The following is a 17884-nucleotide window of genomic DNA, read 5'->3' as shown; positions in this document are numbered from 1 at the left end:
TCGGTCGCGTTCGGGGTGGGAGCTTCGCCATGACCGGATAAATACCCGCGCCGGCGTGCGGCACACGTCGCCGTTCGCGGGTCACCGGAGTACTCGTGGTTAGGTGGGATCCGACCTGGGGTAATCTCGCTTCGACATTGCCGGGAGGTCAAATGGCCGACGTCGCCAACAAGAACAATGGGCACGGGCACGGCGCGCGGTCGGTGGAACTCCGGGTCGCCGCCGAACTCGAGAACCTTGCGGTTCTGCGCACCCTGGTCGCCGCGGTGGCGACCTTCGAAGACCTGGACTTCGATGCCGTCGCCGACCTGCGTCTCGCGGTCGACGAGGCCTGCACCAGGCTGATCCGATCCGCAGTACCCAACTCTGTGCTGCTGCTCGTCATCGACCCACGCGACGACGCCGTCGTCATCGATGCGTCCACCACGTGTAAGAGTTCCGACATCCTGGCGCCCGGTAGCTTCAGCTGGCACGTGCTGAGTTCACTGACCGACGAGGTGACAACCTTCGAGAACGGGCACGGGCCCGAGAACGCCCAGGTGTTCGGGATCTCCATGACGACGAGACGAGCGACGCTGCAGTGACGCCGTCGACGTCACAGGGTTCGTCGTCGCGTTCGAACTCTGAGTACGCGGATGTCGCCGACATGTTCCGCGAGCTGAAGAACGTGCCGGAGGACTCGCCGAAGTTCCAGCGGCAGCGCGACCGCATCGTCGAGCGCTGCCTTCCGTTGGCCGACCACATCGCGCGGCGCTTCGACGGGCGCGGTGAGCCACGTGAGGATCTCGTGCAGGTGGCCCGTGTCGGGCTGGTGAATGCGGTGATCCGCTTCGACGTCGAGGCCGGCTCGGACTTCGTCTCGTTCGCGGTGCCCACCATCATGGGCGAGGTCCGACGGCACTTTCGCGACAACAGTTGGTCGGTCAAGGTGCCGCGGCGGCTCAAGGAGCTCCATCTGCGACTCGGCGCCGCCACCGCGGAGTTGTCGCAGCGGCTCGGCCGCGCCCCGACGGCGTCGGAGCTGGCGGCCGAGCTGGGCATGGACCGCGACGAGGTCGTCGAGGGCCTGGTGGCCGGGAGCTCCTACAACACGCTGTCGATCGACAGCGGCGGCAGCGGAACCGAGGACGCCCCCGCGATCGCCGACACACTGGGCGACGTCGACCTGGGCCTCGACCAGATCGAGAATCGGGAAGCGTTGCGGCCCTTGCTCGCTGCGCTGCCCGAACGCGAACGCACCGTGTTGCTGCTGCGCTTCTTCGAGTCACTCACCCAGACGCAAATCGCTGAGCGCGTTGGTATCTCGCAGATGCACGTGTCGCGCCTGCTCGCGAAATCCCTAGCTCGACTCCGGGACCAGTTGCAGTAGGGGCTTGGTGCTCTTGCCATCCGCGAGCGCTGTCTCGATGCTGTCGCAGACTGGCAATGCAGCATCCGGATCGCAGATGCGCAACAAGCGGCTGACCGACGCACTCGGCAACAGCGCCCACTCGATCTTCTCGCCTGCGGTGCGTACGTTGAGCGTGTGCAGCGCGGAGAAACCTGCGGTGCCGAAGAATTCGACGCCCGACAGGTCGACGACGATGCGCTCGAGCTCTGCGGCGTGGCGCATCGCGTAGTCGACGAACTCCTGGGAGTTCGCGGCGTCGATCTCACCGTGGGCGCTGACGATCGCGGTGTCCGGCTGCACCCGGCGGGTCACGAAGTGCGCGGTGTGGCAGTCGCGAGTCTCGTCGGACTGCGCTTGTACAGCGACTGATAAATCGGGATTAGACATGTGTGACTCCATCAGTGAATGTCTCATTCGTACTGTGGTTCACGTCAAAAATTTGGGCCCTGCGTATTCAAAGCCGTCGCAGCAGAGGCGGGGAGTTCTGCCCTTGCACGTCGATGACGTTCCAGCTCGGCTGTGAACTCAACCTGGACTGAACCCTACGCTGCTAACTGACCATGCACAATCGCTATCAAGACCGCCGCCGTAACCGCTGGTCACAGCGGTCAAAACCCCTGACTTCATGACAAATTTGACGAAACTAGAGTCACATCGGAGAGTGGGTGCGCGATGACGCTGAAGGTCACCGGTGTGGTGCTGGCCGCAGGCGCGGGCACCCGCTACGGGATGCCCAAAGTGCTTGCAGCTCAAGGTGAATGGCTCAGAGCCGCGGTCAACGCCTTGAGGGACGGCGGATGTGGCGATGTGGTGGTGGTGCTGGGTGCGGCGGTGGTCGAGGTTCCCCGGCCTGCGCGCGCTGTGTTCGCCGAGGCCTGGGCGGACGGGTTGTCGGCATCGCTGCGGGCCGGGCTCTCGGCGGTCGAGGCCGATTACGCCGTGCTGCACACCGTCGACACACCCGATGTCGGAGCGGACGTCGTGGGTCGGGTGGTGGACGCGGCGGTGGCGTCGGAGTCGGGTATCGCGCGCGCACGCTACGGGCAATCGCCTGGCCACCCCGTGGTGATCGCGCGCAGGCACTGGGCCGCGCTGCTCGAAGAGGTCCACGGCGACGAGGGCGCGCGCTCGTTTCTGGCAGCGCGCGACGACGTCGTTGCGGTCGATTGTGCCGATCTGGCGACGGGTCGCGACATCGACGTCAGGTGATGTCAGGTCACGCCGGCGAGCCGGCAATCAGGTGACCGTGAGGCCCAGCATCGCCGTCGCGAAGCGGCGTACGGAGTGCTCGGCGATCGCGGCCGCATCGGCGTAGCCGTCGCGAAATCGCGTGTGCACCACCGCGGCCTGCGGGTCGATCCTGATCTCGGCCAGCATCTCGCCGGTGGTCGGTTCACACACCGCCCAGGTGTATGCGGTGTCGGACAACCACTGCGCGCGGCAACGAGCGATGTAACCGGGATCGGTCTCACCCATCTCGGCGAGCGCGGGGGCGTCGTCGATCAGCTCGTCATCGCGCGGCGCGCGCAAATACCATGCGCCGGCGTTGATTTCGACGGGCTCCATGGCGATTTCGGTGCGCTAACGCTCGCTGCGCGATCGGTTGCGCACCGAAATCACTTGATCTCGGCGAGGACGGTGCCCTGGGTGATCGCCGCGCCGGGCTCGACCGCCAAGCCGGTGATCGTGCCGTCCTTGTGCGCGGTGACCGGGTTCTCCATCTTCATCGCCTCGAGCACCACGACGAGGTCACCGGCGGAGACCTCCTGGCCCTCCTCGACAGCGACCTTGACCACGGTGCCCTGCATCGGCGCGGTCACGGCGTCGCCGGAGGCCGCCGCTCCGCCGCCACCGCCACGCTTGCGGGCCTTCGGCTTCTTCCGCACGACATTGGAACCGGCGCCGCCCGCACCGCCGCCGCCACCGAGCGCGAGATCGCCGGGCAGCGACACCTCCAGCCGGCGGCCGCCGACCTCGACCACCACGGTCTGCCGCGGGACGGTGTCCTCTTCCTCGATCGGATCGCCGCCGGTGAACGGTTCGATCGTGTTGTCCCACTCGGTTTCGATCCAGCGGGTGTGCACGGTGAAGCCGTTGTCGTCGCCGATGAACGCGGGGTCGGATACGACCGCCCGGTGGAACGGGATGACCGTGGCCAGCCCTTCGACGGTGAACTCGTCCAGCGCGCGACGGGACCGCTCGAGGGCCTCTTGGCGGTTGGCGCCGGTGACGATCAGCTTGGCCAGCATCGAGTCGAACTGGCCGCCGATGACCGAACCGCTCTCGACGCCGGAGTCCAGGCGCACACCGGGGCCGGTGGGCGGCACGAACGTCGTGACCGGGCCGGGGGCGGGCAGGAAGCCACGTCCCGCGTCCTCACCGTTGATGCGGAACTCGATGGAGTGGCCGCGAGGCGTCGGGTCCTCGGTGATGTCGAGCGGTTCGCCGTTGGCGATGCGGAACTGCTGGCGCACCAGGTCGATGCCCGAGGTCTCCTCGGTCACCGGGTGCTCCACCTGCAGGCGGGTGTTCACCTCGAGGAACGAGATCAGCCCGTCCTGGCCGACGAGGTACTCGACGGTGCCTGCGCCGTAGTAGCCGGCCTCCTTGCAGATGCGCTTGGCCGACTCGTGGATCTCCTTGCGCTGAGCGTCGGTCAGGAACGGCGCGGGCGCTTCCTCGACGAGCTTCTGGAAGCGGCGCTGCAGCGAGCAATCGCGGGTGCCCGCCACGACCACGTTGCCGTGCTGGTCGGCGATCACCTGAGCCTCGACGTGGCGGGGCTTGTCGAGGTAGCGCTCGACGAAGCACTCACCGCGACCGAACGCCGCGACGGCCTCGCGGACCGCCGAGTCGTACAGCTCGGGGATCTCTTCGATGGTGCGGGCCACCTTCATGCCGCGGCCGCCGCCGCCGAACGCGGCCTTGATCGCGACCGGCACGCCGTACTCCTTGGCGAACGCGACGACCTCGTCGGCGTCCTTGACCGGATCCGAGGTGCCGGGCACCAGCGGCGCCTGGGCGCGCGCGGCGATGTGTCGAGCGGTCACCTTGTCACCGAGGTCGCGGATCGACTGCGGGCTGGGGCCGATCCAGATCAGGCCGGCGTCGATGACCGCCTGCGCGAAATCAGCGTTCTCGGAAAGGAACCCGTAGCCCGGGTGAATCGCGTTGGCGCCGGACTTGGCCGCCGCGTCGAGCAGCTTCTCGAACACCAGGTACGACTCCGCGGAGGTCTGCCCGCCCAGGGCGAAGGCCTCGTCGGCGAGTCGTACGTGAGGAGCGTCGGCGTCGGGTTCGGCGTACACCGCCACGCTCTGCAGCCCGGCGTCCTTGGCGGCCCTGATCACCCGGACCGCGATCTCCCCGCGGTTGGCGACCAGCACCTTGGAGATCTTCGAGCTGGCGTGACTGGGCACTGCGCCTCCTGGTGGCATGTCTAAGAAACGTCTTTAAGAATGTAACGGAGGGAGTTTATGCGGCCCTGCTGAGGTCTCGGCGAGCCGGTCCCTTACCCGCGAGTAATAAGCCGGAGTTGCTGGCACGGCTCGACGAGCGCTCATCGAGGTACGGGAAATTCTGTACACCAGTGATCGCTCGGCCCGAGAACTCTCAGCGCAGCCGCTTCTTGATGCGGGCCAGCATCGCCGACATCCCGCGCAACCGCAGCGGGCTGATCAGGGCAGCGAGCCCCAATTCAGAGTAGAAGTCATCGGGTACGGCCAGGATCTCGTCGGCAGAGAGGTCGTCGAGCCCCACGGCCAGGATCGCGGCGAACCCACGCGTGGTCGGCGCTTCTGCCGGCGCGCTGAAGTACAGCCGGACATGCTCGCGGTTGTCGGCGTCGACGTGCAGGAACAGCGGCGACTGGCATTCGGGCACCGGTTCCATCGCGGCCTCTTCGAGGTCGGCGGGCAGCGAAGGCAACTCGTTGGCGAACTCCAGGAGCAGTTGCAGCTTGTCCTGCCCCTGCACCTCCTTGAAGTCCGTCACCACCTCCGCCAGCGCGGCCGGCATTGCACTCATGAGGAGCCCGGCACATCCCCTGGTTCGGACCCGGCCACGACAGGCACCCGAACGGCGTTGCCCCATTCGGTCCACGAACCGTCGTAATTGCGGACGCCGGGCAGCCCCAGCAGGTGGGTCAGCACGAACCAGGTGTGGCTCGAACGCTCACCGATGCGGCAGTAGACGATCGTCTCGTCGTCGGGGGTCAAAAAGCCGTACAAATCCTCGAGCTCGGCACGGCTGCGGAACCGGCCACTGTCGTCAGCAGCCTTGGCCCACGGAATCGACCGAGCGGTCGGTATGTGGCCGCCCCGGAGCGCGCCCTCCTCGGGGTAGTCGGGCATGTGGGTGCGTTCCCCGGTGTACTCCTGCGGCGAGCGGACGTCGATCAGAGGCGCCTTTCCGAGCGCGTCGAGAACGTCCTCCTTGAACGCGCGGATCGGCGCGTCGTCGCGCTCCACGACGGGGTAGCCGGTGCTGGTCTTGCTCGGCACGTCGAGCGTGGTTTCCCGGCCGTCGGAGATCCACAGGTCGCGGCCCCCGTTGAGGAGCCGGACGTCCGGGTGGCCGAACAGCGTGAACACCCAGAGGGCATATGCCGCCCACCAGTTGCTCTTGTCGCCGTAGATCACCACGGTGTCGTCGCGGGCGATGCCCTTGCGGTTCATCAGGTCGGCGAACTGTTCGCCGGTGATGTAGTCGCGCACGTGCGGGTCGTTTAGGTCGGTGTGCCAGTCGATCTTGACCGCACCCGGTATGTGACCGGTGTCGTAGAGCAGCACGTCCTCGTCGGACTCCACGATGGCCAGTCCCGGCCTGCCCAGGTTGGCCGACAACCAATCGGCGGTGACCAGGCGTTCGGGATGGGCGTATGACTGCAGGGCAGGGTCTGGATCGGCAGGTAGAGGCACGAACCCGAGCCTACCGAGGCAGGCGTGCCCCGTGGGGTCAGGTGACCGGGTTATCGCGCCAGAGGTCGGCCAGCGACAGCCCGGCGCGCTCGAACATGCCGCGGACCAGGGGCAGTCCGATGCCGATCACCGATGACGGGTCGCCGTCCACGCCCTCGATGAACCAGCCGCCCAAACCGTCGAGGGTGAAGCCGCCCGCCACCGCCGTCGGCTCGCCGCTGGCGACGTAGGCCTCGAGATCGGCCCTCGACGGCACCGCGAAGTGCACGGTGGTGGCCTCGGCTTCGGCCAGCCGGCACACAATGCCGTTGTCCTGCAAGCGGATCATGCAGTGACCCGTGTGGAGCCGACCGGAGGAGCCGGCCATCTGCTGCCAGCCGGCGAGTGCGGCCTCGGCAGAGGCGGGTTTGCCCGCCAATGTCCCGTCGCGGAAAAGCATGGAATCGCAGCCGATCACGACGCAGTCGGCACGGACTGCCGGATCGAGTCCGGCGACGACGGCGTCGGCCTTGGCCGTGGCGAGGGCGACCGTCACTTGCGCGGGTGTCGCCGCGGCGTCGAGCCCGGCGACGACGGCGTCCTCGTCGACGCCGGACACCACGATCAGCGGATCGATTCCGGCCTGCCGCAAGACTTTTCGACGGCCGGAGGACGCCGAGGCGAGGACGACGCGCGTCATCGACGGCGCATGTGTGCCCGTTCCACGAGCGTCACCCGCTGCCAGCTGAACGGCGTGTACCGCAGCCGGTCGACGGGATGACCCCAGAGGTTCTCTTCCTGCTCGCGCGGCTCGGACGGCACGCTCGACGCGGCGGCCAGCACCGCGATCAGCGCGGCGAGCTCGTCCTGGCTCGGCTCACCCCTGACAACCTGGATGTGCGCCTCGTGATCCTGCTTGGCGGCGCTCTGCTCGTCCGTCACCGTCACTTCGGCCTCTCCGTCGCCTGCGGGTGCTGAGCCGTTGTTTGGGCTCACAGGGGGATGTTCCCGTGCTTCTTGGGCGGAATCTGCGTGATCTTGCGTTCCAGCAACCGCAGCGCGTTCGCGACGTAACCGCGTGTGTGCGACGGCGGGATCACCGCGTCGACGTAGCCGCGTTCAGCCGCGATGTAGGGGTTGACCAGGGTGTCCTCGTACTCCTGCTGCAGCTCCAGGCGCAGCGCGTCGACGTCCTCGCCGTTCTTCGCCGCTTCCTTGAGCTTGCTGCGGTACACGAAGCCGACGGCGCCCGAGGCGCCCATCACCGCGATCTGCGCGGTCGGCCATGCGACGTTCACGTCGGCGCCCATCTCCTTGGACCCCATGACGCAGTAGGCACCCCCGTAGGCCTTGCGGGTGATCACGGTGATCTTGGCGACGGTGGCCTCCCCGTAGGCGTAGAGCAGCTTGGCCCCGCGCCGGATGATGCCGTTGTACTCCTGGCCGGTACCCGGCAAGAAGCCCGGCACGTCGACCAGCATCACGATCGGGACGTTGAAGCAGTCGCAGGTCCGGATGAACCGGGCGGCCTTCTCCGAGGCGTTGATGTCCAGGCAGCCGGCGAACTGTGTCGGTTGGTTGGCCACGATGCCGACCGGGCGGCCCTCGATGCGGCCGAACCCGACGATGATGTTCTGCGCGTAACCGGCCTGCACCTCGAGGAACTCGTCCTCGTCGAGGATGCGGGTGATGACCTCGTGCATGTCGTAGGGCTGGTTCGGGGAGTCCGGAATCAGCGTGTCCAGCTCAATGTCCTCGTCGGTGAGGTTGTCCTCGATCGGCCCCTCGGGAACCGCCTCCGGATAGCGCGGCGGGTCGGCGTAGTTGTTGCTCGGCAGGTACGAGAGCAGTTCGCGCACGTAGTCGAACGCGTCCTGCTCGCCGGAGGCCACGTAGTGCGCCAGCCCCGACTTCGACATGTGGGTGTGCGCGCCGCCGAGTTCCTCCATCGTCACCTCTTCACCGGTGACGGTCTTGATGACGTCGGGTCCGGTGATGAACATCTGGCTGGTCTGGTCGACCATGATCACGAAGTCGGTCAGCGCGGGGGAGTACACGTGGCCGCCCGCCGCGGCGCCCATGATCAGTGAGATCTGCGGGATCACGCCGGAGGCCAGGATGTTGTTGTGGAAGATGTTGCTGTACAAGCCAAGTGAGACCACGCCCTCTTGGATGCGCGCGCCCGCACCGTCGTTGATGCCGATCAACGGCCTGCCGGTCTTGATCGCCAATTCCTGCACCTTGACGATCTTCTCGCCGTACACCTCGCCGAGGCTGCCGCCGAAGACTGTCGCGTCCTGACTGAAGATGCACACCTCACGGCCGTCGATGGTGCCGTAACCGGTCACCACGCCGTCGCCGAGCGGGCGGTTGGCCTCCATCCCGAAGTTGGTGCTGCGGTGGCGGGCCAGCGCGTCCAGTTCGACGAACGAGCCCTCGTCGAGCAGCGCCAGGATGCGTTCACGAGCGGTGAGCTTGCCCTTGGCGTGTGTCTTCTCGATCGCTTCCTCGCCGACCGGGTGCAAGGTCTCCTCGGCGCGCCTGCGCAGATCGGCCAGCTTGCCCGCGGTGGTGTGGATGTCGATCTCGTGTTCGCCTGACGGCTCGACCGACGGCTTCTGAACGGAGGTCATGGTGGTCGATGCTAACGAACGACCGGCGCGCGACCGACGGCGCGTCCTTAAGGTCCCCTTAAGGACGCCTTGCGCACCGCGCGCAGACCCGCCGGTGGTAGTAGTGAGGGCCGAACGCGTCTTCAGATGGGAGTCCGATTCCGATGACCGCGCGCCCGGCTCCGCTCGACGTCGAGGTGCTGCGCGAGCAGGTGTTCGCGGGTTCGCGCGCGTGGCGGCGTATCGACGTGGTGGCCGAGACCGGGTCGACCAACGCCGACCTGATCGCACGTGCCGGGGGTGGCGAGGACATCGCCGGCGCGGTGCTGATCGCCGAGAACCAGACCGCGGGCCGTGGCCGCCGGGGTCGCAGCTGGTCGGCGGTGCCGTTCGCGCAGATCACGATGTCGGTGGGCATCGACGCGACCGGGGTGCCCAGCTCCGCCTGGGGCTGGCTGCCGCTGGCGACCGGCGTGGCCGTCGTCGACGCGGTCGCCGACACCGGTGTCACGGCCGGCCTGAAGTGGCCCAACGACGTACTGGCCGGGGGCGGCAAGCTGGCCGGAATCCTGGCCGAGGTCGCGGGTGGTCAACAGGCCGTCGTGCTCGGCGTCGGGCTCAACGTCTCGCTGCGCGGTGAGGACGTCGGCGTCGAGGGGGCCACCTCGCTGGTGGACCTGGATGTCCCGGCACCCGATCGGCAACGCCTGGTCGTGCGGCTGCTGCACGAACTGGGCAACCGCGTCGAGTCGTGGACTCGCGCCGTAGGCGCCGACGCCGGCCTTGCCGCCGACTACCGCGCCCGCAGCCTCACGCTGGGCCGGCGGGTCCGCGCCCTGCTGCCCGGCGATCAGCAGGTCATCGGCGTGGCGCAAGACGTCGACGAGCAGGGTCGGCTGGTCATCGATGCCGACGGCCGGTCGATGACCGTCTCCGCAGGAGACATCGTCCATCTACGGCCCGACCAGTGATTTCGGTGTAATTCGTCGCGCTCATCGCGACTAACGACACCGAAATCGCTTTAAGGTCATCGCATGGGTTACCCCGACAACGTGCTCGCCTCCGACGAGCAGGTGGTCTTGCACCGCCATCCGCATTGGAAGCGGCTGATTGGTCCGGTCCTGGTGTTGCTGCTGGTGACCGCGCTAGCCGCGTTCGGCGCCGGCTACGTCAACACCATGGAGTGGGATCAGACCGCCCGCAACGTCGTGCTGATCGTGATCGGCGCGATCTGGCTGGTGATCATCGGGTGGCTGACGATCTGGCCGTTCCTGAGCTGGTGGACGACGCACTTCGTGATCACCGATCGCCGGGTGATGTTTCGGCACGGGGTGCTGACCCGGTCGGGAATCGACATCCCGCTGGCGCGGATCAACAGCGTCGAGTTCCGGCACGCACTGCTGGACCGCATGCTGCGGACCGGCACGTTGATCATCGAGTCAGCGGCCCAAGACCCGATCGCATTCGACGACATCCCGCGGGTGGAACGGGTCCACTCGCTGCTGTATCACGAGGTCTTCGACACCCTGGGCTCGGAGGAGTCGCCGAGCTGAGCGGCGTGTCCGGCGCGTCGGCCGGGGCGGCGCAGCGGTGTGACGTTGCCCTCGGCGTGCTCGGCGGCGACACCTTCGTGGTGGTCCTCGAGGAGTTCGGCGAGCCCGCCCGCGGTGAGCGACTCCATCGCCCGGTCGGGGTTGCGGCCGAACTCGTCGGGGAACACCCAGCGCCGGAACGCCCAGAACCGGAACGCCATCTGCAGCAGGTTGCCGATGATGTAGGCCGAGATGAAGTCGGCGATGTTCTCCACGGTCAGGCTGACTTCGGGCACCCGCAGCATCAGCACGTAGCTCGAGATCCACAGCGGGGCCATGCTCAACAGCACGCCGACCCCGCTGACGCCGAAGAACAGCAGCGCTTCGTGATGACGCTCGCGGCCGCCGCGGTCGCGGAAGCTCCACTCGCGGTTGAGGATGTAGGACGCGATCACCGCGACGATGCCCGCGATGATCTTCGCCGTGACCGGCTTGGGCTCGAGCACCGTCAGCTTGAGCGTGTAAAAGACCGATGTGTCGATGAGGAACGTCGTCGCGCCGACGATCGCGAACTTGATCAGTTCGTGATGCCGCTCGAAGTACGGCCGTACCGGACGGGGCAGCCGTGCGATCGTCGCATCGGTAAAGGACACAACAGGGCAGTGTACGGAAATACCGCACTCTACGTGTACTCATGCAGGTCGCAGCCGGTGCATCGGAACCGACCCCGCGGCGTGGTCATGACACCATGAAGACGTGTCACAGAACCCCAAGGGGCCGCCGGTGGTGGCCATGGTCGGCGGTGGTCAGCTGGCCAGGATGACCCATCAGGCCGCGATCGCGCTCGGCCAGACGCTGCGCGTCCTCGCCGTCGACGCCGGCGACCCGGCCGCGCAGGTGAGCCCGGATGTGGTGTTGGGCACACACACCGATCTCGAGGCGTTGCGCCGTGCCGCCTCCGGCGCCGATGTGCTGACCTTCGACCACGAGCACGTGCCCGCCGAACTGCTGGAGAAGCTGCTGGCCGACGGCGTCAACGTGGCTCCTCCACCGGCGGCGCTGATTCACGCCCAGGACAAGCTGGTGATGCGCCGCAGGCTCGAGGCGCTGGGCGCGCCGGTACCGCGGTTCGCGGCGGTCGACGACCTGTCCGACATCGACGCGTTCGCCGCACGGATCGACGGTCCCCTCGTCGTCAAGACGGTGCGCGGCGGTTACGACGGCCGCGGGGTCACGCTGGCCGGCGACGTCGCCGAGGCGCGCGAGGCCGCGCAGCGCTACCTACACGGCGGGGCGGAAGTGATGGTGGAGGAGAGGGTCGCGATGCGGCGCGAACTGGCGGCCCTGGTGGCGCGTTCGCCGTTCGGGCAAGGTGCGGCGTGGCCGGTGGTGGAAACCGTGCAACGCGACGGCATCTGCGTCGAGGTGATCGCGCCGGCGCCGGGCCTCGATGACGAGTTACGCTCAGCGGCTGGACAATTGGGCTTGCGGCTGGCCTCCGAACTGGGGGTCGTCGGGGTGCTGGCCGTCGAATTGTTCGAGACGGTGGACGGCGCCCTGCTCGTCAACGAGCTCGCCATGCGCCCGCACAACTCCGGGCACTGGACCATGGACGGTGCGCAGACCAGCCAGTTCGAACAGCACCTGCGTGCGGTCCTCGACTATCCGCTCGGCGACACCGCCCAGATCGTCCCGGTCACGGTGATGGCCAATGTGCTTGGCGCACAACAGACACCGGCGATGGCGATGGACGAGCGGCTGCACCACCTGTTCGCCAGGATGCCTGACGCGAAGGTGCACCTGTACGGCAAGGCCGAGCGGCCCGGTCGAAAGATCGGTCACGTCAACCTCCTCGGCGCGCCCTCCGGTTCTCTTGACGACGACGCGTTCGTGGCCGATGTACGCGAACGCGCGGCCAGGGCGGCACACTGGTTGTCGCACGCGGAATGGACGGATGGATGGGATCCACATGAGTAGTGCTGCTGCGCCGCGGGTCGGCCTGATCATGGGCAGCGACAGCGACTGGTCGGTGATGGAGGACGCCGCCCACGCGCTGGCCGAGTTCGATGTGCCCTTCGAGGTCGGCGTCGTCTCCGCACACCGCACGCCGGTCCGCATGCTCGAGTACGCCCAGAGCGCCGCGGACCGCGGCATCGAGGTGATCATCGCCGGGGCGGGCGGGGCGGCGCATCTGCCGGGCATGGTGGCCTCGGCGACCCCGCTGCCTGTCATCGGCGTGCCGGTGCCGCTGGCCAAGCTCGACGGGCTGGACTCGCTGCTGTCGATCGCGCAGATGCCCGCGGGCGTGCCGGTGGCCACGGTGTCGATCGGCGGCGCCCGCAACGCGGGCTTGCTGGCGGTGCGGATCCTCGGGTCGGCGGACGCGGCGCTGCGCAAGCGGGTCGTACAGTTCCAGGCCGACCTGCACGACACGGTGCTGCAGAAGGACGCGGCGCTGCGCGACCGCCTCCTCGGCGAATAGGGTGCCGGACCCGCGGGAGTAGGGTTACCGGCGAGTAGCAAGGAGTTTTTCATGGCCATCGGCAACCCGTCATTCGACCTCTTTCAGCTCTCCGACGAGCACAACGAACTGCGTGCGGTGCTGCGCGATCTCTGTGAGAAGGAGATCGCCCCGCACGCGGCCGACGTCGACGAGAAGGCGCGCTACACCGACGAGGCGCTGGCGGCGCTGACTGCGTCGGGGATGGCCGCCATCCACATCCCCGAGGAGTACGGCGGTCAGGGCGGCGACTCCATCGCGGCCTGCATCGTGATCGAAGAGGTCGCGCGGGTGTGCGCATCGTCGTCGCTGATCCCGATCTGCAACAAGCTGGGCACCATGGGACTGCTGCTGCGCGGCAGCGAGGAGCTCAAGAAGCAGGTGCTGCCGTCGATCGCCGCCGGTGAGGCCGTCGCGTCGTACGCGCTGTCCGAGCGCGAGGCCGGCAGCGACGCCGCATCGATGCGAACCAGGGCCCGACGTGAGGGCGACGAGTGGGTGCTCAACGGCGCCAAGTGCTGGATCTCCAACGGCGGCCAGTCGACGTGGTACACGGTGATGGCGGTGACCGATCCGGACAAGAGGGCCAACGGCATATCGGCGTTCGTCGTGCACAAGGACGATCCCGGCTTCTCCATCGGCGCCAAGGAGAAGAAGATGGGCATCAAGGGATCGCCCACCACAGAGTTGTACTTCGAGGACTGCCGGATCCCCGCCGACCGGATCATCGGCGAGGAGGGCACCGGTTTCAAGACCGCGCTGGCCACCTTGGACCACACTCGGCCGACGATCGGCGCCCAGGCGGTCGGCATCGCTCAGGGCGCACTCGACGCGTCGATCGTATATGTCAAGGAGCGCAAGCAGTTTGGCAAGCCGATCGCTGACTTCCAGGCGGTGCAGTTCATGCTCGCCGACATGGCGATGAAGATCGAGGCCGCGCGGTTGACGGTGTACTCCGCCGCGGCCAGGGCCGAACGCGGTGAGTCCGAACTCGGGTTCATCTCCTCGGCCTCGAAGTGCTTCGCCTCCGATGTCGCGATGGAGGTCACCACCGACGCGGTCCAACTGTTCGGCGGTTACGGCTACACCACCGACTTCCCGGTCGAGCGAATGATGCGCGACGCCAAGATCACCCAGATCTACGAGGGCACCAACCAGATTCAGCGCGTGGTGATGTCCCGCGCACTGCTGAAGTAGTCACCGCTCAGGTGTACTCGATGAAGGTGGCCATCCCCGCCTCGAGGTGATACGTGTTGTGGCAGTGGGTGATCCACCGCCCGGGGTTGTCGGTGTCGAAGTCGATGTCGACGGTGCGCAGCGGCGCGACGAGCACCGTGTCCTTGCGGGCCCGCGGGCCGTCGGCCCCCATCACCTGGAACGTGTGCCCGTGTAAGTGCATGGGGTGGAACATCTTCGACTCGTTGACATAGCGGATGCGCACGCGTTGGTCGCGCGTGACCGCGTATCCGTCGCGGGGCGGGTCGTAGCGCTTTTGATTGATCGTCCAGGTGTAGCCGTTGACCGGACCGGCCAACCGCATGTCGATGACCTGCTGGGCGGCGCGGCCGGGCAGGTTCACCTCGGGTGCGGCCGCCAGCGTCGCGGTGTCGAGCGGAGGTTGGGTCCGCAGCGTCGCGACATAGTCGTCGATGTTGCCGGCGCCGGCCTTGTTGTCGACCCGCATGTCGAGGCGCGCGTAGCCGTCCTTGCGGTACGCCGCGGCCACGACGGGCGCCGACGCCTGCAGGGTGACAATCGCATCGGCCCGTTCTCCCATCCCGAGGATGACCGAATCGGCCTGCCGGGACTCGACCGGGAACCCGTCGGTCGCGATCACCCGCAGCGGGTGGCCGGGCACGCCGACCTGAAACGCGGTGTCCGAAGCGGCGTTGATGATTCGCAGCCGGATACGTTGTCCGGCACGGTAATCGACGATCTGCGGATCGGCGGTCACGCGTCCGTTGATGACGTAGTAGGGGTAGGTGACGTCACCGCCGTCGTCGCCGAGCGGGGTGGCCGGGGTGATGCCGGCGTCCGGGATGTTCGGCATGGCCGGCATGCCCGCCTTGTTCAGTTCGGCTAGGACCTGGTCGGGGGTGCGGCCGGTGCCGTCGACCCAATCGTCGAGCACGACGACGAGTTCGTCGTCGTAGTCGGCGCCGTCGGCGGGGTCTTCGATGATCAGTGGGCCGTACAGCCCGCGGTCGAGTTGGGTGCCCTCATGGGAGTGGTACCAGTACGTCCCGGCGTCGGGCACGACGAAGTCGTAGGTGAACGACTGGCCCGCGGGCACGGCGGGCTGCGTCAACACCGGCACGCCGTCCATCGCGTTGGGGATGGCCAAACCGTGCCAGTGGATGGTGGTCGGGGCGGGCAGCCTGTTGTCCAGCTGTGCGCGCATCCTCTCGCCTTTGCGGAGGCGGATCTCCGGGCCGGGCACCCGGTCGCCGTACGCCCACGTGCGCAGCGTGACCCCGCCGAGGTCGACGTCCATCTCCGCCGGGGTGAACGTGATGTCGAATCCCGGGTCCGAGGCCCGATCGGCCGACGCCGGCTCGGGCGTCCGCGAAGAACACCCGCCCACGACGGCGGCCGCCACGCCCGCCGACAGCACGAAGAATTCGCGCCGGTCGATCACGCCCTCCAGCGTGGCACTGCGGGGGCATCAGCGTCGGCGAAAGCCCGATTCCGCCGAAATGGCTCCTCAGCCCTTGGTGACCTTCTCGGTGGCCCTGCGACGGTCGGCCAGCGCGGCATCGGGATTGGCCACCTGCACGAGCGAGGCGCCGACGGCGAAGACGGCCAGCATGTGGTCGACGAGCTCGTCGGCGCTATCCCATCCGGCGCTGGACAGCACCCGGTCGGATGCGGTGAAACCCTGTGCTGAGGCGGATTGGCGAACCGCGGCGAGCACCTCGTCGACGCCGCGGCCGTTGAGCGCGGGGCCGGGCATGCGCTCCGGTGAGATCTGGTCGCCGTGTACCCGCACCGCGGTGGCGTAGTCGGTGACACCGACAGGCAGATCGGCCGCGGGCTTGCCGAACGGGTCCAGCGACAGCACCGCGACCTCACCTATTCCGCTGCCCATCCCGACGGCCTCGTCGGCCTCGGCCAACCGGTCCGCGGTGCACAGCGCGACGTCGGCGGAGTCCACCGATGCGTCCCCGAGCACCACCTCGGCGCCGATCCACCAGATACCGAAGAACACGGCGGCGCTCTGCCAGTGCGCGGGCAGCAGAACCGCGATGCGAGACGACGGGCCTGCGCCCAACTCGTCGCGTAACAGGTTGGCGGTCTTGGCGGCCCAGTTCGCGAGCGTGGCGGTGGACAACTCGATGCGCTCGCCGGTCGCGTCGTCGTAGTAGGTGATGCGGGGGCCCGCGGGGTCGGAGGCCATGAGCGGGTCGAGGATTGCCCCACTGAGGGTCGTCACGCTCGTCGACGTTAGTTGACGCACTCCGGGTCGTCGGATCCGGCGGTCAGGATCGGCGAGGGCGGCGGAGCGGTCTCGGTCGACCCGACGGCCACCGAATCGGTGGTCAGCGTCGGAACGTTGCTGCCGTCCAGGCCCGAACCCGGACCGGTGTAGTCGTCGGCCAGCACCACGCGCACGTGCCCCGGGGCCACCGACGGGTCCTCGACGATCGCCAACTCGCCCAGATCCTTCGAGACAGCCTGTGCGCCAAGGTCATCGGCCTTGTTGGCGCGCACCTGGCTGCTGGCCACCGGGTCGCCCTCGTGGTTGCCCGTCGCGCCGGGGGTGAACCCCTTGTTGGTCAGCACCTGCGACACCGCGGCGGCCAGGCCGTTGACCTCGGTGGCATTGACCACCTCGACGGTGGTCTTGTCGGGCGTGTAGGCGATCTGCTCGGTCTTACCTTCGTCCTGCTCGTCCAGCAGGCCTTCGATCCAGCTCTTGACCTCACTGGGGTCCACGCGCACGACGCTCTGCATCCCGTCGTCGCTCCAACCGTTCTCCTGCAGCACTGGAATGGTGGCGAACGCGACGTTGCCCGCGGCCAGCTTCTGCAGTTGCTCGGCGAATTGCATGACGTCCCAACCGTCGGAGAGTACGACGGAGCGCTGCACGGCATCCTGCAGGCGGTTCAAGGTGGCCGGACTCGACAGCGTCTTGCCGGAGATCACCTCGTGCGCAAGGGAAGCCATCACCGCCTGCTGACGCGTCACCCGGTCGAGGTCGCCGCGTGGCAGATCGTGGCGCTGCCGGACGAAGCTCAGCGCCTGCGGGCCGTTGAGCTTCTGCCAGCCGGCAGGAAAGTCGGCTCCCGAAAGCGGTTCGTACACGGGCTCTTTCAAACACACGTTGACGCCGCCGAGGGCGTCGGTGATCAACGCGAAGCCCAGCAACCCGATCTCGGCGTAGTGGTCGACGGTGACGCCGGTGAGGTTGGCCACGGTCTTGATCAGGGCCTCGCGCCCGGCTTCCTTGGCCTGCGGCTCGGCTTCGGTCGGGTCCACGCCCTTCTGCTCGACGAGTTCGGTCATCTTCTCGAGGTGTTCCGAGCCGTACACGCCGTTGATCTTCATCTTGCCGATTCCCGGTGCCTCGACATAGGAGTCGCGGGGGATCGAGATGGCGGTCGCGGATTTTCCGTTGTTGGGGACGCGGATCAGGATGATCGTGTCCGTGTTGGTGGCTTCGTCGTCGCCTGCCCGCAGCGTCGCCAGCTCCTCCTGGGACAGGGGATTGCCGTGCGCGTCGGTGCGGCTGTCCATTCCCACGAGCAGGATGTCGATCGCGCCGTCTTCGCCGCCCTCGCCCAGCGCGATCGACGAGATGTGGTTGATACCGGATTCGAACGAGCGGATCTTGCCCCACGCGACGCCCGTACCGACCACGATCGCCAAGGCCGCGGACACGGCGATGACACGGAGCATTCGACCGGGCATCAGCCCAGGCTACTGGCGAGACGGGCACGAAGCGGGTAGCG

General features: G+C 67.7%; 20 protein-coding genes. 8 read left to right on the top strand and 12 right to left on the bottom strand.

The genetic code is table 11. From position 1 onward, the window contains the following. Positions 1-152: 152 nt before the first annotated feature. Together A5790_RS21625 and A5790_RS21620 are read left to right on the top strand one after the other, a co-directional pair. Entirely contained in the window at positions 153-584 is a 432-nt protein-coding gene (locus tag A5790_RS21625) for an ATP-binding protein (RefSeq protein WP_066849061.1), read from the top strand. Positions 585-646: 62 nt separating this feature from the next. Continuing rightward, positions 647-1369, top strand: coding sequence for an RNA polymerase sigma factor SigF (locus A5790_RS21620; protein ID WP_369816186.1), 723 nt, complete (start codon positions 647-649; stop codon positions 1367-1369). Here A5790_RS21620 and A5790_RS21615 read toward each other — a convergent pair. Continuing rightward, on the bottom strand, positions 1340-1777 hold the full coding sequence (locus A5790_RS21615; protein WP_066849770.1) for an STAS domain-containing protein: 438 nt from the start codon (positions 1775-1777) through the stop codon (positions 1340-1342). The two genes, A5790_RS21620 and A5790_RS21615, sit on opposite strands and share 30 nt — an antisense overlap. Before the next feature lie 285 nt (positions 1778-2062). On the opposite strand from A5790_RS21615, the gene A5790_RS21610 reads away from it, so the two are divergent. Further along, positions 2063-2599, top strand: a complete 537-nt coding sequence (locus tag A5790_RS21610; protein ID WP_064394783.1) for an NTP transferase domain-containing protein — start codon at positions 2063-2065, stop codon at positions 2597-2599. Between the two features lie 27 nt (positions 2600-2626). Here A5790_RS21610 and A5790_RS21605 read toward each other — a convergent pair whose 3' ends face one another. The 7 genes from A5790_RS21605 to A5790_RS21575 form a co-directional block, all read right to left on the bottom strand. Beyond that, on the bottom strand, positions 2627-2956 hold the full coding sequence (locus A5790_RS21605) for a hypothetical protein (RefSeq protein ID WP_064394782.1): 330 nt from the start codon (positions 2954-2956) through the stop codon (positions 2627-2629). 50 nt (positions 2957-3006) lie between these two features. Next, on the bottom strand, positions 3007-4809 hold the full coding sequence (locus A5790_RS21600; RefSeq protein WP_066849058.1) for an acetyl/propionyl/methylcrotonyl-CoA carboxylase subunit alpha: 1803 nt from the start codon (positions 4807-4809) through the stop codon (positions 3007-3009). A 193-nt stretch (positions 4810-5002) separates the two neighbouring features. After that, complete coding sequence (locus A5790_RS21595; protein WP_066849055.1) at positions 5003-5416, bottom strand: SufE family protein; 414 nt, start codon at positions 5414-5416, stop codon at positions 5003-5005. Continuing rightward, positions 5413-6309, bottom strand: coding sequence for a sulfurtransferase (locus tag A5790_RS21590; protein ID WP_066849053.1), 897 nt, complete (start codon positions 6307-6309; stop codon positions 5413-5415). Before A5790_RS21590 ends, A5790_RS21595 begins: the two co-directional genes overlap by 4 nt. Positions 6310-6346: 37 nt before the next feature. Next, the gene (locus A5790_RS21585; RefSeq protein WP_066849051.1) at positions 6347-6988 is read right to left on the bottom strand and encodes a nucleoside triphosphate pyrophosphatase; all 642 of its coding nucleotides are present in this window, start codon (positions 6986-6988) and stop codon (positions 6347-6349) included. Continuing rightward, the gene (locus tag A5790_RS21580; RefSeq protein WP_066849049.1) at positions 6985-7236 is read right to left on the bottom strand and encodes an acyl-CoA carboxylase epsilon subunit; all 252 of its coding nucleotides are present in this window, start codon (positions 7234-7236) and stop codon (positions 6985-6987) included. The genes A5790_RS21585 and A5790_RS21580 overlap by 4 nt, the downstream gene beginning before the upstream one ends. A 44-nt stretch (positions 7237-7280) precedes the next feature. Beyond that, positions 7281-8921 carry an acyl-CoA carboxylase subunit beta gene (locus A5790_RS21575; RefSeq protein WP_064394776.1) on the bottom strand — a complete coding sequence of 547 codons (1641 nt, stop codon included), beginning with the start codon at positions 8919-8921 and terminating at the stop codon, positions 7281-7283. Between the two features lie 143 nt (positions 8922-9064). On the opposite strand from A5790_RS21575, the gene A5790_RS21570 reads away from it, so the two are divergent. Both A5790_RS21570 and A5790_RS21565 read left to right on the top strand, forming a co-directional pair. Further along, a complete protein-coding gene (locus tag A5790_RS21570; RefSeq protein ID WP_066849047.1) occupies positions 9065-9871 on the top strand; it encodes a biotin--[acetyl-CoA-carboxylase] ligase in 807 nt (268 codons plus the stop codon). Between the two features lie 63 nt (positions 9872-9934). Beyond that, positions 9935-10453 carry a PH domain-containing protein gene (locus A5790_RS21565; RefSeq protein ID WP_064428555.1) on the top strand — a complete coding sequence of 173 codons (519 nt, stop codon included), beginning with the start codon at positions 9935-9937 and terminating at the stop codon, positions 10451-10453. Here A5790_RS21565 and A5790_RS21560 read toward each other — a convergent pair. Beyond that, the gene (locus A5790_RS21560) at positions 10408-11085 is read right to left on the bottom strand and encodes a GtrA family protein (RefSeq protein ID WP_064428556.1); all 678 of its coding nucleotides are present in this window, start codon (positions 11083-11085) and stop codon (positions 10408-10410) included. The two genes, A5790_RS21565 and A5790_RS21560, sit on opposite strands and share 46 nt — an antisense overlap. A gap of 103 nt (positions 11086-11188) precedes the next feature. On the opposite strand from A5790_RS21560, the gene A5790_RS21555 reads away from it, so the two are divergent. The 3 genes from A5790_RS21555 to A5790_RS21545 are packed head-to-tail and all read left to right on the top strand — an operon-like array spanning position 11189 to position 14129. Then, on the top strand, positions 11189-12409 hold the full coding sequence (locus A5790_RS21555) for a 5-(carboxyamino)imidazole ribonucleotide synthase (protein WP_369829809.1): 1221 nt from the start codon (positions 11189-11191) through the stop codon (positions 12407-12409). Continuing rightward, on the top strand, positions 12402-12914 hold the full coding sequence (purE, locus tag A5790_RS21550; protein ID WP_082694051.1) for a 5-(carboxyamino)imidazole ribonucleotide mutase: 513 nt from the start codon (positions 12402-12404) through the stop codon (positions 12912-12914). The genes A5790_RS21555 and purE overlap by 8 nt, the downstream gene beginning before the upstream one ends. 51 nt (positions 12915-12965) lie before the next feature. After that, positions 12966-14129 carry an acyl-CoA dehydrogenase gene (locus A5790_RS21545; protein WP_066849044.1) on the top strand — a complete coding sequence of 388 codons (1164 nt, stop codon included), beginning with the start codon at positions 12966-12968 and terminating at the stop codon, positions 14127-14129. 7 nt (positions 14130-14136) lie between these two features. Here A5790_RS21545 and A5790_RS21540 read toward each other — a convergent pair whose 3' ends face one another. The 3 genes from A5790_RS21540 to A5790_RS21530 form a co-directional block, all read right to left on the bottom strand. Then, positions 14137-15570, bottom strand: coding sequence for a multicopper oxidase family protein (locus A5790_RS21540; protein ID WP_066849041.1), 1434 nt, complete (start codon positions 15568-15570; stop codon positions 14137-14139). 66 nt (positions 15571-15636) lie between these two features. Next, on the bottom strand, positions 15637-16389 hold the full coding sequence (locus A5790_RS21535) for a TIGR03089 family protein (RefSeq protein ID WP_066849039.1): 753 nt from the start codon (positions 16387-16389) through the stop codon (positions 15637-15639). Continuing rightward, entirely contained in the window at positions 16377-17843 is a 1467-nt protein-coding gene (locus tag A5790_RS21530; RefSeq protein WP_066849037.1) for an LCP family protein, read from the bottom strand. Before A5790_RS21530 ends, A5790_RS21535 begins: the two co-directional genes overlap by 13 nt. Positions 17844-17884 lie beyond the last annotated feature (41 nt).

It is taken from the genome of Mycobacterium sp. 852002-51152_SCH6134967 (genome assembly GCF_001667105.1).
Classification (GTDB): Bacteria; Actinomycetota; Actinomycetes; order Mycobacteriales; family Mycobacteriaceae; genus Mycobacterium; species Mycobacterium neumannii_A.
The sequence above is the reverse complement of the archived record's forward strand: the minus strand, read 5'-3'. Positions and strand labels throughout refer to the sequence as shown.

What these genes read in the sequence shown, in the direction of transcription:
- A5790_RS21625 (WP_066849061.1), top strand. Translation starts at nt 153, where the DNA reads ATGGCCGACGTCGCCAACAAGAACAATGGGCACGGGCACGGCGCGCGG.
- A5790_RS21620 (WP_369816186.1), top strand. Translation starts at nt 647, where the DNA reads ATGTTCCGCGAGCTGAAGAACGTGCCGGAGGACTCGCCGAAGTTCCAG.
- A5790_RS21615 (WP_066849770.1), bottom strand. Translation starts at nt 1,777, where the DNA reads ATGTCTAATCCCGATTTATCAGTCGCTGTACAAGCGCAGTCCGACGAG.
- A5790_RS21610 (WP_064394783.1), top strand. Translation starts at nt 2,063, where the DNA reads ATGACGCTGAAGGTCACCGGTGTGGTGCTGGCCGCAGGCGCGGGCACC.
- A5790_RS21605 (WP_064394782.1), bottom strand. Translation starts at nt 2,956, where the DNA reads ATGGAGCCCGTCGAAATCAACGCCGGCGCATGGTATTTGCGCGCGCCG.
- A5790_RS21595 (WP_066849055.1), bottom strand. Translation starts at nt 5,416, where the DNA reads ATGAGTGCAATGCCGGCCGCGCTGGCGGAGGTGGTGACGGACTTCAAG.
- A5790_RS21585 (WP_066849051.1), bottom strand. Translation starts at nt 6,988, where the DNA reads ATGACGCGCGTCGTCCTCGCCTCGGCGTCCTCCGGCCGTCGAAAAGTC.
- A5790_RS21575 (WP_064394776.1), bottom strand. Translation starts at nt 8,921, where the DNA reads ATGACCTCCGTTCAGAAGCCGTCGGTCGAGCCGTCAGGCGAACACGAG.
- A5790_RS21570 (WP_066849047.1), top strand. Translation starts at nt 9,065, where the DNA reads ATGACCGCGCGCCCGGCTCCGCTCGACGTCGAGGTGCTGCGCGAGCAG.
- A5790_RS21565 (WP_064428555.1), top strand. Translation starts at nt 9,935, where the DNA reads ATGGGTTACCCCGACAACGTGCTCGCCTCCGACGAGCAGGTGGTCTTG.
- purE (WP_082694051.1), top strand. Translation starts at nt 12,402, where the DNA reads ATGAGTAGTGCTGCTGCGCCGCGGGTCGGCCTGATCATGGGCAGCGAC.
- A5790_RS21545 (WP_066849044.1), top strand. Translation starts at nt 12,966, where the DNA reads ATGGCCATCGGCAACCCGTCATTCGACCTCTTTCAGCTCTCCGACGAG.
- A5790_RS21530 (WP_066849037.1), bottom strand. Translation starts at nt 17,843, where the DNA reads ATGCCCGGTCGAATGCTCCGTGTCATCGCCGTGTCCGCGGCCTTGGCG.